General features: G+C 63.4%; 16 protein-coding genes. 13 read left to right on the forward strand and 3 right to left on the reverse strand.

What is annotated here, in order from left to right; all coding sequences use genetic code 11:
• Window positions 1–115 precede the first annotated feature (115 nt).
• The 5 genes from ACFQXB_RS13685 to ACFQXB_RS13705 all read left to right on the forward strand — a co-directional run bounded on the left by ACFQXB_RS13685 (window position 116) and on the right by ACFQXB_RS13705 (window position 4,355).
• A complete protein-coding gene (locus ACFQXB_RS13685; RefSeq protein ID WP_377404819.1) occupies window positions 116–760 on the forward strand; it encodes a TorF family putative porin in 645 nt (214 codons plus the stop codon).
• Window positions 761–966: 206 nt separating this feature from the next.
• Entirely contained in the window at window positions 967–1,356 is a 390-nt protein-coding gene (sdhC, locus tag ACFQXB_RS13690) for a succinate dehydrogenase, cytochrome b556 subunit (protein WP_377404822.1), read from the forward strand.
• Window positions 1,357–1,366: 10 nt separating this feature from the next.
• Window positions 1,367–1,747: a succinate dehydrogenase, hydrophobic membrane anchor protein gene (gene sdhD / locus ACFQXB_RS13695; RefSeq protein WP_377404824.1), complete on the forward strand. Its 381-nt coding sequence runs from the start codon at window positions 1,367–1,369 to the stop codon at window positions 1,745–1,747.
• A gap of 12 nt (window positions 1,748–1,759) precedes the next feature.
• Window positions 1,760–3,565, forward strand: coding sequence for a succinate dehydrogenase flavoprotein subunit (gene sdhA / locus ACFQXB_RS13700; RefSeq protein ID WP_377404827.1), 1,806 nt, complete (start codon window positions 1,760–1,762; stop codon window positions 3,563–3,565).
• A 10-nt stretch (window positions 3,566–3,575) separates the two neighbouring features.
• Window positions 3,576–4,355 (forward strand): succinate dehydrogenase iron-sulfur subunit, encoded by a 780-nt coding sequence (locus tag ACFQXB_RS13705; RefSeq protein WP_377404829.1) that lies wholly within the window; start codon window positions 3,576–3,578, stop codon window positions 4,353–4,355.
• Window positions 4,356–4,593: 238 nt separating this feature from the next.
• On the opposite strand, the gene ACFQXB_RS13710 is transcribed toward ACFQXB_RS13705, so the two are convergent.
• A complete protein-coding gene (locus ACFQXB_RS13710; protein ID WP_377404832.1) occupies window positions 4,594–5,310 on the reverse strand; it encodes a Bax inhibitor-1/YccA family protein in 717 nt (238 codons plus the stop codon).
• Between the two features lie 149 nt (window positions 5,311–5,459).
• The gene (locus ACFQXB_RS13715) at window positions 5,460–5,780 is read right to left on the reverse strand and encodes a DUF1127 domain-containing protein (RefSeq protein ID WP_377404834.1); all 321 of its coding nucleotides are present in this window, start codon (window positions 5,778–5,780) and stop codon (window positions 5,460–5,462) included.
• Window positions 5,781–5,791: 11 nt separating this feature from the next.
• Here ACFQXB_RS13715 and ACFQXB_RS13720 point away from each other — a divergent pair, with 11 nt between their 5' ends.
• The 4 genes from ACFQXB_RS13720 to hisN all read left to right on the forward strand — a co-directional run bounded on the left by ACFQXB_RS13720 (window position 5,792) and on the right by hisN (window position 8,345).
• Complete coding sequence (locus ACFQXB_RS13720; protein ID WP_377404837.1) at window positions 5,792–6,682, forward strand: LysR family transcriptional regulator; 891 nt, start codon at window positions 5,792–5,794, stop codon at window positions 6,680–6,682.
• Window positions 6,683–6,790: 108 nt separating this feature from the next.
• The gene (locus ACFQXB_RS13725) at window positions 6,791–6,991 is read left to right on the forward strand and encodes a hypothetical protein (protein WP_377404839.1); all 201 of its coding nucleotides are present in this window, start codon (window positions 6,791–6,793) and stop codon (window positions 6,989–6,991) included.
• A 100-nt stretch (window positions 6,992–7,091) separates the two neighbouring features.
• The gene (locus ACFQXB_RS13730; protein WP_377404842.1) at window positions 7,092–7,454 is read left to right on the forward strand and encodes a helix-turn-helix domain-containing protein; all 363 of its coding nucleotides are present in this window, start codon (window positions 7,092–7,094) and stop codon (window positions 7,452–7,454) included.
• A gap of 84 nt (window positions 7,455–7,538) precedes the next feature.
• Window positions 7,539–8,345 carry a histidinol-phosphatase gene (gene hisN, locus ACFQXB_RS13735; RefSeq protein WP_377404845.1) on the forward strand — a complete coding sequence of 269 codons (807 nt, stop codon included), beginning with the start codon at window positions 7,539–7,541 and terminating at the stop codon, window positions 8,343–8,345.
• Here hisN and guaD read toward each other — a convergent pair.
• A complete protein-coding gene (gene guaD / locus ACFQXB_RS13740) occupies window positions 8,323–9,621 on the reverse strand; it encodes a guanine deaminase (RefSeq protein ID WP_377404848.1) in 1,299 nt (432 codons plus the stop codon). The genes hisN and guaD overlap by 23 nt on opposite strands.
• A gap of 187 nt (window positions 9,622–9,808) precedes the next feature.
• Between guaD and mgtE the strand changes: the two genes are divergently transcribed.
• The 4 genes from mgtE (at window position 9,809) to ACFQXB_RS13760 (ending at window position 14,575) form a co-directional block, all read left to right on the forward strand.
• Window positions 9,809–11,194 (forward strand): magnesium transporter, encoded by a 1,386-nt coding sequence (mgtE, locus tag ACFQXB_RS13745; protein ID WP_377404851.1) that lies wholly within the window; start codon window positions 9,809–9,811, stop codon window positions 11,192–11,194.
• Complete coding sequence (locus ACFQXB_RS13750; protein WP_377404854.1) at window positions 11,191–11,778, forward strand: 5-formyltetrahydrofolate cyclo-ligase; 588 nt, start codon at window positions 11,191–11,193, stop codon at window positions 11,776–11,778. The genes mgtE and ACFQXB_RS13750 overlap by 4 nt, the downstream gene beginning before the upstream one ends.
• Window positions 11,779–11,805: 27 nt before the next feature.
• Window positions 11,806–12,618: a TIGR00282 family metallophosphoesterase gene (locus ACFQXB_RS13755; protein ID WP_377404857.1), complete on the forward strand. Its 813-nt coding sequence runs from the start codon at window positions 11,806–11,808 to the stop codon at window positions 12,616–12,618.
• 184 nt (window positions 12,619–12,802) lie between these two features.
• The gene (locus ACFQXB_RS13760; protein WP_377404860.1) at window positions 12,803–14,575 is read left to right on the forward strand and encodes an SLC13 family permease; all 1,773 of its coding nucleotides are present in this window, start codon (window positions 12,803–12,805) and stop codon (window positions 14,573–14,575) included.

Here is a 14,575-nt window from a genome sequence, read left to right on the forward strand (position 1 = left end):
CGCCAGGGCGTGGCGGCGTTCTCTGCCGCCAGGCCTTCTGAGCATGATCAAGAGGCTTCCGGTGGCGAGGGTTTCATGCTTTAATCCGGCAAAAATCTGAAAACGGAGAGCAGTGATGAAATACCTTGTTCCGGCGCTCGCCACTGCGGCGGGCCTTTTTGCTGGTGCAGCCAGCGCGCAAGAGATGATTATCTCGGGCGGCGCGACGCTGACCACCAATTACATTTCCAACGGGATTACCCAGACGCAGGGTAACCCGGCCTTCCAGCCGTGGGTCGAAGTGGAGTCCATGGGCTTCTACGGCGGGGCCTGGGCCTCGAACGTGAAGTTTCCCGACAGTGACGACCGGACCGAACTCGATCTTTACGTCGGATATCGCGGCGAAACCTTCGGCGGCTTCGGCTATGATTTCGGCTATGCCCGCTATTTCTACAACCGTAGCGGCGACGCCGGTGGCGAGCTTCTGGCCTCGCTCAGCGCGCAGATGGCGGACGGATTCAGCCTGGGTACCGATTTTGCCTATGACCCCCAGGCCGAGGACCTGACGGCGAGCCTTCTGGTAGGATACCAGGGCTTCCAGGGGCTTGGTGTGTCGGGCGAGTTCGGCCGCAGCCAGCCCAACAGCAACAACTTCTGGAATGTCGGCGTGGGCTACGACATCACCGATTATCTTGGCGTCGATCTGCGCTATCACGACACCACCAGCACCGCCGGCATCGTGGCGCTTTCGGGAACGGTTACCTTCGAACTCTTCCGCTAAAGCGGAGCAGATATTGTGATCACGGGTTGGAAATCCGTGATCACAAACCGGATTTTTTTATCTGTTAGCGATAAAATCCATGGAGATTCCTGTCGGCAGGTGGGTTTGCGCGCGTGACTTGGCTGTAAAAAACGCTATTCATAGCCGCAATCAAAGCCAGCCCGTCCTTGCGAAGCCGGGCCTGCCAGACGAAGAGGGAAACGACCATGGCAGATGTCAACCGGGGCAATCGGCCCCTCTCTCCCTTCATGATCGGGACGTATTATCGCCCCCAGATCACCTCCGTTCTGTCGATCCTTCACCGCATCACCGGCGTCGCGCTCACTCTTGCGGCAGTTCTCGTGGTCTGGTGGCTGGTCGCGGCCGCGATGTCGCCTTCGGCGTTTGCGCGTGCGGACTGGGTGCTGACCTCGTGGATCGGCACACTGGTGCTGCTGGGCTCGCTCTGGGCGCTGTGGTTCCACATGCTGAACGGCATCCGCCACCTGGTCTGGGACACCGGCCGCGGGATCGAGATGAACGCGGTCACGACCAGCGGCTGGGCTGCGGTGGCCGGTTCCGTCGTGGCGACACTCGTGACAATCCTGCTGGTGTGAGGGCGAAGCAATGGCATTCAAGACAGATTACGCGCGCGTTCATGGCCTTGGCTCGGCGCATGAGGGGGTTGGCCATTGGTGGATGCAGCGCCTGACCTCGATCGCGCTTCTGCCGCTGACGCTTCTGTTCCTGTTCCCATTCAGCCGCGCACTGGGGCAGGGCCATGAGGCTGTGCTGGCGCTTTACGGCAACTGGTGGCACGCCTTCGTCGCCGTGGCTTTCCTGATCGTTGCCTTCCATCACCTGATGTCGGGGCTGCAGGTGGTGATCGAGGATTACGTTTCCAACAAGCCGGTGCGCACGACGCTTCTGGTCCTGAACACTCTGATGAACTGGGCGCTTGGCGCGGCGGGGGTCTTTGCCGTTGCCCGGATCGCCTTCAGCGCCTGAAGGAAGACGAATATGGCAGCTTACGAATACGAGACGCATCAATATGACGTCGTGGTAGTGGGTGCAGGCGGATCCGGCCTGCGCGCAGCGCTGGGCATGGCCGAACAGGGCCTGCGGACCGCCTGCGTGACGAAGGTATTCCCGACGCGCAGCCACACGGTTGCGGCACAGGGCGGCATCGCTGCGAGCCTGTCGAACATGGGCCCCGACCACTGGCAGTGGCATATGTATGACACGGTCAAGGGTTCGGACTGGCTCGGGGACACGGATGCGATGGAATACCTCGCCCGGGAGGCCCCGAAGGCGGTTTATGAGCTTGAGCATTACGGCGTGCCCTTCAGTCGCACGGAAGAAGGCCGCATCTACCAGCGCCCCTTCGGTGGCCACACGACCGAGTTCGGCGAAGGCCCGCCGGTGCAGCGCACCTGCGCCGTGGCCGACCGAACGGGCCACGCCATCCTGCACACCCTTTACGGCCAGAGCCTGAAGAACAACGCGGAGTTCTACATCGAATATTTCGCGACCGACCTCATCATGTCTGATGATGGCGTCTGCCAGGGCGTGATGGCCTGGAACCTTGCGGATGGCACCCTGCACCTGTTTAGCGCCAAACTGGTGGTGCTGGCGACCGGCGGCTATGGCCGCGCCTATTTCAGCGCAACCTCGGCCCATACCTGCACCGGGGACGGCAACGGCATGGTCGCACGGGCAGGGCTGCCGCTGCAGGACATGGAGTTCGTGCAGTTCCACCCGACCGGCATCTATGGCGCCGGCTGCCTGATTACGGAAGGGGCGCGGGGCGAGGGCGGCTATCTCACCAACTCGGAAGGCGAGCGGTTCATGGAGCGCTATGCCCCCACCTACAAGGATCTTGCCTCGCGCGATGTGGTCAGCCGCTGCATGACGATGGAGATCCGCGAAGGCCGGGGCGTCGGCAAGGACAAGGATCACATCCACCTGCACCTGAACCACTTGCCGCCCGAAGCGCTGCATCTCCGTCTGCCCGGCATTTCGGAATCGGCCCGGATCTTCGCCGGTGTCGATGTGACGAAAGAGCCGATCCCGGTGCTGCCGACGGTGCACTACAACATGGGCGGCATCCCCACCAACTACTGGGGCGAAGTGCTGAATCCCACCGCAGACAATCCCGATGCGATCGCGCCCGGTCTGATGGCTGTAGGCGAGGCCGCTTGTGCCAGCGTCCACGGGGCGAACCGGTTGGGCTCGAATTCGCTGATCGACCTGGTCGTCTTTGGCCGCGCGGCTTCGATCCGCGCCGCACAGATCGTCCGCGCCGATGCGCCCAACCCCACGCCGAACATGGCCAGCGTGGAAAAGGCGCTGTCACGCTTCGACGGCCTCCGCCACGCTTCGGGGACGGTGGGAACCGCCGAGCTGCGGCTTGAGATGCAGCGCACGATGCAGTCTGATGCGGCCGTCTTCCGCACTGACAAGACGCTTGCCGAAGGCTGCGCCAAGATGAATGCCGTTGCGCGCAAGATGGATGACATCCGCGTCACCGACCGCAGCCTGGTCTGGAACAGCGATCTGATGGAGACGCTGGAGCTGGACAATCTCATGCCGAACGCGCTGGCGACGATCGTTGCCGCCGAAGCGCGCAAGGAAAGCCGGGGGGCCCATGCGCACGAGGATTATCCGGACCGCGACGACGTGAACTGGCGCAAGCACAGCCTGGCTTGGGTGGATGGGGCGGATGTCCGCCTTGGCTATCGCCCGGTCAAGCTCGAGCCGCTGACGAAGCCGGAAGAAGGTGGGATTGATCCTGCCAAAATCGCGCCCAAGGCGCGGGTCTATTGAGGAGGCGACAATGGTTCAGCTGACCCTTCCCAAGAACTCCAGGATCCGGACCGGCAAGACCTGGCCCAAACCCGAGGGGGCGACCAACCTGCGCACCTTCCGGATCTATCGGTGGAACCCGGATGACGGGGAAAACCCGCGCGTCGATACCTATTTCGTCGACATGGACACCTGTGGCCCGATGATCCTGGACGCGCTGATCAAGATCAAGAACGAGATCGACCCGACCCTGACCTTCCGCCGGTCCTGCCGGGAAGGGATCTGCGGATCCTGCGCGATGAATATTGACGGGATCAACACCCTCGCCTGCATCTACGGCATGGACGAGGTGAAGGGCGATGTGCGCATCTATCCCTTGCCGCATATGCCGGTGATCAAGGACCTGATCCCTGATCTGACGCATTTCTACGCCCAACACGCCAGCATCATGCCCTGGCTGGAGACCAAGACGAACAGCCCGGCCAAGGAATGGAAGCAGTCGATCGAGGACCGCGGCAAGCTCGATGGCCTTTACGAATGCGTCATGTGCGCCTGCTGCTCGACCTCCTGCCCCAGCTACTGGTGGAACGGCGACCGGTACCTCGGCCCCGCTGCCCTGCTTCACGCCTACCGCTGGATCATCGACAGCCGCGATGAAAATACCGGCGAGCGTCTGGACCAGCTGCATGACCCGTTCAAGCTCTATCGGTGCCACACGATCATGAACTGCGCCAAGACCTGCCCAAAGGGGCTGAACCCGGCCAAGGCGATTGCGGAGATCAAGAAGATGATGGTCGAGCGGGTTCTCTGACCCTCTCCGACCGACAAGGTAAAAGCCCCGGCGGTCCCGCCGGGGCTTTTGTCTGTCTGAAGTTGGCGGAAAGCCGGCGCCAGGCAGGTGGCTGATCTCTCCGGTTCGGGGAAAGGAAGGCCTGTTCGGCGAACCCCCCGAATGAAAACGGCCGCAACCTGGGCAAGGTTGCGGCCGTTGTGGTCAGGTCGCGCTGCATGACGGGGCCGGAGCAATGCCGGCCCCTGCGCCCCCGTTGTTATTCCCGGTTGCCAAGGAATTGCAGCAGGAACATGAACAGGTTCAGGAAGTCGAGGTAGAGCCGCAGCGCGCCCATGATCGCCGACTTGCCCAGCCACTCCTGGTCCGCATGGGCGGCGTGCTGGATGTATTCGGTCTTGATCGCCTGGGTGTCATAGGCGGTCAGCCCGGCGAAGATCAGCACCCCGATCACCGAGATCGCGAACATGATCGCCGGCGAGCCGAGGAAGATGTTGACGATCATCGCGACGATAAGGCCGATCAGGCCCATCATCAGGAAGGTGCCCATGCCGGACAGGTCCTTCTTGGTGGTGTAGCCATAAAGGCTCAGCCCCGCGAAGGCGATTGCCGTGATCAGGAAGGTCTGCGCGATCGAGACGCCGGTATAGACGGCGAAGATATAGCTGATCGACAGTCCCATCAGGGCGGCGAAGCCGTAAAAGACCCCTTGCGCCGCCGCGACGGAGAGCCGGTTGATCATGGCGCCAAAGGCAAACACCACCACGAGCGGTGCAAACATCACCACCCAGCGCAGCGGCGAACCGAAGATCTGGGCAAGCAGTGCCTCGTTCGTTCCGACGGTATATGCCACGCCGCCGGTGACAAGCATCCCCAGCGACATCAGGCCATAGACCTTGTTCATATGGGCGCGAAGCCCCTCGTCGATTTGCGCCGACCGTACGCCCGCAACGCGGGCAGTATCAAACTGAGCCATTCAAGCCTCCATTTCGTTCCCAAAATGGCGACCCCAGGCCGGGGGCGCCCTTTGGCAGGAATATCGGCAAGAAGCCGCGCGTTTTCAAGCGAAACCGGAACGAAACCGGTTGCGCGACGCCGTTGAGGGGCCGTGTTGCTGCGCCTCGTTCAGCGCAGCCAGTGCTGCGGCGCGTCCCATGCCGGGCGGCGCGCTTCACGGCTGGCTTCTTCGCGGGTAATGCCTATGTCGCGCAAAGCGGCATCATCAAGATCGGCCAGCCGAAGCCGCTGACGGCGCAGTTCCCGCCATTGGCTCAACAGGGCAAGGGTGTTCCAGCGCCGTGAAGGCGCCAATGCGGCGGGGCGGGCAAGGCTGGGAGCGGTTGTCATCGTGTTTACCTGATTCCTGGGCGTCTGAGTATCAATGTTGTTGATCGTTTTCGCAGAATCATGTTCATTATGGAAATGAATGATTTTGGCGAACCCCATCAGGAGACGTGATGCCCCGGAATCTCGATATGACGGCCCTGCGTTCATTCGTCGCGGTTGCGGATGCGGGCGGAGTGACGCGGGCCGCAGGCTTTCTCAATCTCACGCAATCAGCGGTGTCGATGCAGATCAAGCGCCTGGAAGAGTCGCTCGGCCTTCAGCTTCTGGATCGCTCGGGGCGGGGCGTCGAACTGACTGCCGCCGGAGAGCAGCTTCTGGGTTATGCGCGGCGCATGCTGTCCCTGAATGACGAGGTGTTTTCCCGCCTGACGCATCAGGCCTACGAGGGCGAGATCGTCCTGGGCGTGCCGTCAGACATCGTCTATCCGTCGATTCCACAGGTCATGCAGCGTTTCGCGGCCGAGTTTCCCCGCATGCGCGTGCATCTTCTGTCTTCCTACACGCGGCGCCTGAAGGCGCTGTTTGCACGTGGCGAGTGCGATCTGATCCTCACCACGGAAGACGCGGTCGACCCGGGTGGAGAGACGTTGACCGAACTCAAGCTGGTGTGGATCGGCGCGCCCGGCGGTACGGCCTGGCGGCAGCGGCCCTTGCCGCTGGCCTTCGAGCATAACTGCATCTTCCGCACCGGGGTGCAGCAGGCGCTGGACCGGGCCGGCATTCCCTGGGTGATGGCGGTGGAATCGGATTCGACCCGCTCGGTCGAGGCGAGTGTCAGCGCCGACTTTGCCGTTCATACGCTCGTCGAGGGCGCTGAGCCGCGTTATCTGGAGCCGGTGCAGCATGGCGGGGCGCTTCCGGATCTCGCGTCGACCCAGATCAACATGTATGTGTCGGAAGCGCATGGCAAGGTGGTAGCAGAGCTTGCGGCACTGCTGCGCGCCGCGTATCGCAACCGCCCCTCGGCGCCGCTGTCGGTGGCACCGCCGCTCGCCTCCTGATGTCTCCTACCTGACAGCCGCTCGCATCCCCATGCACACCGGCCACGGCGTGCTTCATCGCGCGGAACATTCCGTCTTGTATACAAGTTGACAGGAGTCGCCGCATTGATGACGGGGCGGCGCGGCGGCATGGACGTCGGCCAGAGCGCGGCTGCCCGGATCTGCCGCTCGCAAAACGCGATGCATTTTGCAAAACATCTTTTACGGGTAGCAAAACGCGAAGAGAATACCGCAGCGCGCAAACCCTGTCCGAGGGTTTTCCCGACGCTTGTGCGGCAAAAGCCCGTGAATCTGCGGGAATTCGCCTGATCTTCAGAAAAACAGCTCTCGGTATTCGGGATTGGCACGGAAATTGCTTATATACTTTCAGGCGAAGACGGCCACTTTCGGTTGAACAACGGAGAAGACAATGAAGCACCCGGTAGACGCACATGTCGGCAAGCGCATACGGCACCGGCGCTGGATGGTGGGTATGACTCAGCAACAGCTTGCCGATGCAGTGGGGATCAAGTTCCAGCAGATCCAGAAGTACGAGACCGGCATGAACCGGGTCAGCGCATCCCGCCTCTGGGATATTGCCAATACGCTGAACGTGCCGATCGCATTCTTCTTCGAGGGGCTTGAGGGCGAGGCCGCGCAGCTGATGGCGGTGGATGGCGACATCATGGGCGACAAGGAGGCACTGGAACTGGTGCGATCCTATTATGCGATTCCCGAACACCAGCGCCGTCGCCTGTTCGACCTGGCTCGGGTGCTGAGCGACGCAGCCTGACCGCAGCCTCCGGGGCATTGCGCCGTCGGTTGACGAACGTCCGTGCCGGGGCTACGCGGTGCGACAGTCAGAACCGGGGGTGACATGATCAGGATCGACAGTGCAACCGCGGCAGAGCTTTGGTCGGTGGCCGAGGAGATGGCAGCAGCGGCTCGCCGGGAAACGCTGCGCCATTTCCGGCAGGGGGGGCTGACCGCCGAAACCAAGGAAGCCGACCGCTTTGATCCGGTGACCGTCGCCGATCGCGCCGCCGAAACTGCCATGCGCGAGGTTCTTGCGCGCAGGCGCCCCCAGGATGCGGTGCTGGGCGAAGAGTTCGGCGCGACACCGGGCAGCAGCGGTCTGACCTGGGTGCTTGACCCGATCGACGGTACGCGGGGCTATCTTTCCGGCACGCCCACCTGGGGCGTGCTGATAGCGGTTTCGGATGGTGACGGCCCGTTCCTGGGCCTGATCGACCAACCCTATGTGTCCGAACGCTTCATGGGTGGAGCAGGGCGCGCCGAGCTTTCGGGGCCGCTGGGGCGGCATCCTCTTCGCACGCGGCCGCCGCGACCTTTGTCCGAAGCGATCCTGTTCACGACCTTTCCCGAAATCGGATCATCCGAGGAACGCGCCGCCTTTGATGCCCTCGCGGGGAACGTGCGCCTGACGCGCTATGGCATGGACTGCTATGCCTATGCGCTTGTCGCGGCGGGTCAGATCGATCTGGTGGTCGAGGCCGGGCTGCAGGCTTATGACGTGCAGGCGCCCATCGCCGTGATCTCGGCGGCAGGCGGGATCGTGACCGATTGGCACGGCCGGCCCGCGCATGAGGGCGGGCGCATCCTTGCAGCCGCCAATTCCCGGATCCACGAACAGGCGCTGGCTATTCTGTCGCGCGTAGGTTGACGCGGCGCCCGCCGGCCCAGACGGCCCGGATCGCCCGATCATCACCCATCATGATCGTCGGGAAAAGCGCCTCCCAGAAGCTTTCGGCCCTGTCGGCGCGCTGGGCAATGGCCGGGGTCGAGGCGAGGTCGATCACTGCGATATCCGCCTCCATCCCGGGCGCGAGGTTGCCGATCCGGTCCGCCAGGCGCAACGCCCGCGCCGATCCGCAGGTCGCCAGCCACCAGAGCGCCGCCGGATGCAGGGCCTGCCCGCGAAGCTGCGCGATCTCATAGGCGGCAGCCATGGTGCGCAGCATCGAAAAGCTTGATCCGCCGCCGGTATCCGTCGCCAGACCGACGCGCAATCCGCCGGAAGCGAGCCCCGCCATGTCGAACAGGCCCGAGCCAATGAAACTGTTCGAGGTGGGGCAGTGCACCACCGCCGCGCCAACCTCGGAAAGGCGCGCCTTTTCGCGTGGTTCAAGATGGATTGCATGGCCATAAAGCGCATTCGGCCCCAGAAGGCCGAACCGCTCGTAGGTGTCCAGATAATCCCGCGCCTCCGGGAACAGGCTGCGGACCCAGGCGATTTCGTCCAGCTGTTCGCTCAGATGGGTCTGCATCAGGCAGTCGGGATACCTGGCCCAGAGCGCGCCCAGTGCCTCCAGCTGTTCGGGCGAGGAGGTCGGCGAAAAGCGGGGCGTGATGACGTAGGACAGCCGTCCGCGCCCATGCCAGCGTTCCAGCAAGGTGCGGCTGTCGTCATGTGCGGATTGGGCCGTGTCGCGCAGCCCCTCCGGGGCATTGCGATCCATGCAGGTCTTGCCGGCCAACGCCCGCAGGCCACGCGCCTCGGCGGCAGCAAAGAAGGCATCAACGCTCCCGGGATGGATCGTGGCATAGGAACACAAGGTCGTCGTTCCGTTGGCCAGCGTCAGGTCAAAGGTCCGCTCGGCGATGGCGCGGGCATAGGCGGGATCGGCAAAGCGCATTTCTTCGGGAAAGGTGTAGGTGTTCAGCCAGTCGATCAGTCGCTTGCCCCAACTGGCGATGATCGCGGTCTGAGGGAAATGGATATGGGCGTCGACGAAGCCTGCCGAAATCAGTGCACGGCCGTAATCATGGATCTGCGCTGCGGGATGGGCCTTGCGCAAGCTGTCCGCCTGGCCGACCGCTGCGATCTGCCCGTCCCTGACGAGAACGGCACCCTGAGGTTCGTGGCGCGCGGCTTCGGGACCGACCTGAAAGGGGTCGCCGGCAAAGGCAAGGGTCTGTCCCAGAAGAAGGTCGGCCATGTGGATCCTTTCAGCGCGGGATGCTGCGCCGCACAGGCGCCCACACTATCCCTGCCGACGCGCTCAGGACAAGGCCGGGCGGAAAAACGTGGTTCGCCCGTCGGGAACGGGGCCTTTCCCCTGTTGCTGTCGCCCACGGCGGGCTATGTTGCCGCTGCAGCGCAACAGCAGGGGAAACGGGGGCGCCATGACAGAACCAGGCTTCGATCCCAAGCTGCGGGATGACGTGCATATCGAACTGGACCGCAGCCGGATCGAGGCGATTCTGGAAGCGGTCGAACGGCGCGATACCGAGGCGCTGACCGCGCTGCTGGATCCACTGCACGCCGCCGACATCGCCGACCTTCTGGAACAGATCGGTCCCAGCGAACGGCGGGATCTGCTGTCGCTGTGGTCCGGCCATATGGACGGCGAGATCCTCTCCGAGATCGACGAAAGCATTCGTGAGGAAGTCATCCACTACCTCCCGCGCGAGGTTCTGACCGAAGCCGTGCGCGAGCTTGATTCCGACGACGTCGTGGATATTCTCGAGGATCTGGAAGAGCCCCAGCAAGAGATCATCCTTGGCGCGCTTGAAGATGCCGACCGTGTTGCCGTTGAACAGGCGATGGCTTTCCCCGAATACTCGGCCGGGCGCCTCATGCAGCGCGAAACGGTCGTGGCTCCGCAGGATTGGACGGTGGGTCAGGCCATCGACTTCCTGCGGCAGGAGGAATGGCTGCCGGACCAGTTCTATCACGTGATCCTGGTCGATCCGCGGATGCGTCCGATCGGTCATGTGACACTCGGGCGCCTGCTGGCCTCCAAGCGGGATGTACGGCTGCAGGACATCACCGAGGAGGGCTTTCGCACCATTCGCGCGACCGAGGAGGAATCCGAGGTCGCCTATCTGTTCAACCAGTACCATCTGATTTCCGCGCCCGTGGTGGATGAAAATGACCGGCTGGTCGGTGTCATCACTATCGACGACGCGATGAACGTGCTGGATGCAGAGCATGAGGAGGACATCCTGCGCTTTGCCGGTGTGTCCGAGGAAAGCAGCCTGGCCGACGGCGTGGTGGACACGGTCCGCCAGCGGCTGCCATGGCTGGTGGTGAACCTGTTCACCGCCTCGCTGTCGGCGGTCGTGATCTCGTTCTTCGAGGACACGATTGCGGCGCTTGTGGCGCTTGCCGCGCTGATGCCGATCGTCGCCTCGACCGGCGGAATCGGGGGTACGCAGTCTCTGGCCGTGGCAGTGCGCGCGCTTGCCACGCGCAGCCTGACCAGTGCCAATGCGGGCCGGGTGGTGCGCCGGGAACTGCTTACCGGCCTTGTCAATGGCGTGGGCCTTGCGATCATCCTGGGACTTGCGGGCTATCTGATCTTCGGCGAACCGATGCTTGGCGTGGTGCTTGGCCTGGCGATGATCGCCAACCAGATGGTTGCGGCACTTGGCGGGGCGCTGGTGCCGTTGACACTGAACCGGCTGGGTTTTGATCCTGCGCTTGCTTCGGGGACGTTTGTGACGACGCTGACCGATGTGATGGGCTTCTTTGCCTTCCTGGGCCTTGCGACGGTGTTTCTGATATGACTTTCGCGGCAGCCAAGACCGCAGCGCGTGAAGCGGCGCTTGCCGCGCGCAAAAGGGCGCATCAGGCGGCGCAAGGGCATGCGCAGGCCGTGGCTCAGCGGCATCTGCAGGCAGTCCTGGCCGCGCATGCGGGCAAGGTTCTGGCAGGCTACATGCCCATGCGCAATGAAATCGACCCGCTGCCGGCGATGGCCGCACATTCCGGCCCGGTGGCGGTGCCCGTGATCGTGGCCAGGGCGGCGCCGCTCCGGTTTCGTGAATGGCACCCGGCGACGCCAATGGTGCGCGGCACCTTCGGCGCGCTTATTCCCGAAACCGGCGTCTGGTGCGATCCACAAGTGCTGATCGTGCCGCTTGTCGCCTTCGATGGTCGGGGCATGCGGCTTGGATACGGTGGCGGTTTCTATGACCGGACGCTGGAGTATCTGCGGGCACAGGGGCCGGTGCTCGCCATCGGTTTCGCCTATGCGGCGCAGGAACTGCCCGAGGTTCCGGCCGAGCCGGTGGACCAGCCGCTTGATGCGGTTGTCACCGAAGACGGGCTGCGTAGCTTTGGCGCCAGGACGCAGATTCCACTTTCCTGAGCCGCAGGGGATGGTAAGCCTTGCGCCATGAAGATACTTTTCCTCGGTGACGTGATGGGGCGGTCAGGGCGCGCAGCCGTGGCCGAGCGCCTGCCCGCATTGCGCAAGGATTGGGCGCTGGATTTCGTGGTGGTGAACGGCGAAAACGCGACCTCGGGTGCGGGATTGTCACCCGCACATGCCAAGGCACTGCTTGAGGCGGGCGCGGACTGTCTGACATTGGGCGATCATGCCTTCGATCAGAAGGACATGCTGAGCTTCATCGAGCAGGAGCCCCGGATCATCCGCCCACTGAATTTCGCGAAGGCTGCGCCGGGCAAGGGCGCGCGCGTGTTCACGGCGCCCGGAGGGCGCCGGGTGCTGGTTGCCCAGGCGCTGGGCCAGGTATTCATGAAACGCCCGTTCGACGATCCGTTCTCGGCGATCGAGCCGGTGCTGAAGGCCCATCCCCTGGGGGCTTCCGTGCAGGCCGTTCTGGTCGACATGCATTGCGAGGCCACATCCGAAAAGATGGCGATGGGGCACTGGTGCGATGGACAGGCCAGTCTTGTGGTGGGCACCCATACCCATGTGCCGACGGGTGATGCACAGATCCTGCCCCGCGGCACTGCATTCCAGTCCGACGCCGGGATGTGCGGCGATTATGACAGCGTGATCGGCATGCAGAAGCTCGAGCCCTTGCGCCGTTTCGTCACCGGCATGCCCAAAGCCCGGTTCGAACCCGCCACGGGCCCGGCCACCCTGGCAGGAACCTATGTGGAAACCGACGACCGCACTGGCCTTGCCACAAGGGTGGTGATGGTGCGCCTGGGCGGAAGGCTTGTGGAAAGCTGTCCCTGATGCCTTCGACCGGTCCCGCCATGGCTTCTTGGGAAACGGTTTTGCAACGTGCCGCGCCGCGGCGATCGCCTCTTTCCTGTGCAAGGGGCACCATTCCGCCGCCAGCTGATGCTGCCCGATGTGGCTGCGCTTGCGCGCCGCGCCCCTTTGGGCATAACTCGGCCCGGTTGTTCCAGGAGTTGTGATGTTTGGTCTTGAGTTTTCGGCGACCACGGAAGCGATCGTCGCGATAGGGATCGTGATCGGCATGTTCATCATGTTCATGCGCGAGATCTATCCGGTCGAGGTGGTGGCAATCGGCGGCGCAGTGTTGATGCTGCTGCTGGGAATCCTGCCCTTCACCGCCACGACCGAGGTTTTCTCGAACAACGCGCCCTGGACCATCGCATCGCTGTTCATCGTCGTGGGTGGCCTGGTGCGTACCGGGGCGCTGGACTGGATCACCCAGATCGCCGCCCGCAATGTCGAGGCCCGCCCCAGAACGACGCTGGTGACGCTGGCGCTGGGCGTGGTGGCGCTGTCGGCCTTTGTCAACAACACCCCCGTCGTCGTGGTCATGATCCCGATCTTCATGCAACTGGCCAAGCAACTGTCGCTCTCGCCATCCAAGCTGATGATCCCGTTGTCCTACCTGTCGATCTTCGGCGGAACGGTAACGCTGCTCGGCACCTCTACAAACCTTCTGGTTGACGGTGTGGCGCGGACGCAGGGGCTGGAGCCATTCGGCATATTCGAGATCACCGGCGTCGGTATCACCCTTGCGGTGATCGGCGTCGCCTATCTTGCCTTCTTCGCCCCGCGCCTGCTTCCGGACCGGGATTCGATGAGTGCGATGCTGACCGATCGGTCGCGGATGAAGTTCTTCACCGAAGTCGCCGTGCCCGAGGACAGCACGCTGATCGGCCGGAAGCTGGATGAGGTAGAGCTTTTCAAACGAGGCGGTGCGCGGGTGATCGATGTGCTGCGCGGGGACGCGTCGCTGCGGCGCAATCTCGCCGAGGTCGAGTTGATGGCGGGTGACCGGGTGGTTCTGCGCACCCCCATGTCCGAGGTTCTGGGCCTGCAGCAGAACAAGGAACTGCGGCTGGTCGACAAGCTCTCTTCGGTTCAGACCAACACGGTCGAGGTTCTGATCACACCGGGTTGTCATATGGTCGGTCGTTCGCTGGGCTCGATGCGGCTGCGACGCCGCTACGGGGTATATCCGCTGGCCGTGCATCGGCGGAACCAGAACATCGGCCGTCAGCTGGACGACCTGGTCGTGCGGGTGGGCGATACGCTGCTGCTTGAAGGGGCGCCAGGCGACATTCACCGCCTTGCGACCGAAATGGAACTGGTCGAGATCGGCCAGCCATCGGAAAAGGCCTTCCGCCGCTCTCACGCGCCGATCGTCATCGCTGTTCTGGTGGCCATTGTCGGCCTTTCGGCCATGAACATCGCGCCCATTCACATTCTTGCGTTCATTGGTGTGGCGGTGGTTCTGCTGACGCGCTGCATCGATGCGGAGGAGGCGTTCAGCTTCATCGACGGCCGGCTTCTGGCGCTGATCTTCGGCATGTTGGCCGTGGGGGCGGGGCTGGACCATTCCGGCGCGGTCCAGCTTGTCGTCACCTCGGTTGCCCCCTGGCTTGCCGGACTGCCGCCCTTCGTGCTGATCCTCGCCATTTATGCGCTTACCTCGGTTCTGACCGAACTGGTGACGAACAACGCCGTGGCGGTGGTTGTGACGCCGATCGCAATCGGCCTTGCGCTGTCGCTGGGCATGGATCCGCGTCCGCTGGTGATTGCGGTCATGATGGGGGCGTCAGCCAGCTTTGCCACCCCGATCGGTTATCAGACAAACACCCTGGTCTATGGTCCGGGCGGCTACCGGTTTACCGACTTCCTGCGCATCGGCCTGCCATTGAATGTGGTCATGGCGATTGCCACCACGGTTGTGGTATCGTTGTTTTATTGA

Origin of the sequence: Halodurantibacterium daqingense, assembly GCF_042666235.1 — a bacterium.
Classification (GTDB): Bacteria; Pseudomonadota; Alphaproteobacteria; order Rhodobacterales; family Rhodobacteraceae; genus Halodurantibacterium; species Halodurantibacterium daqingensis.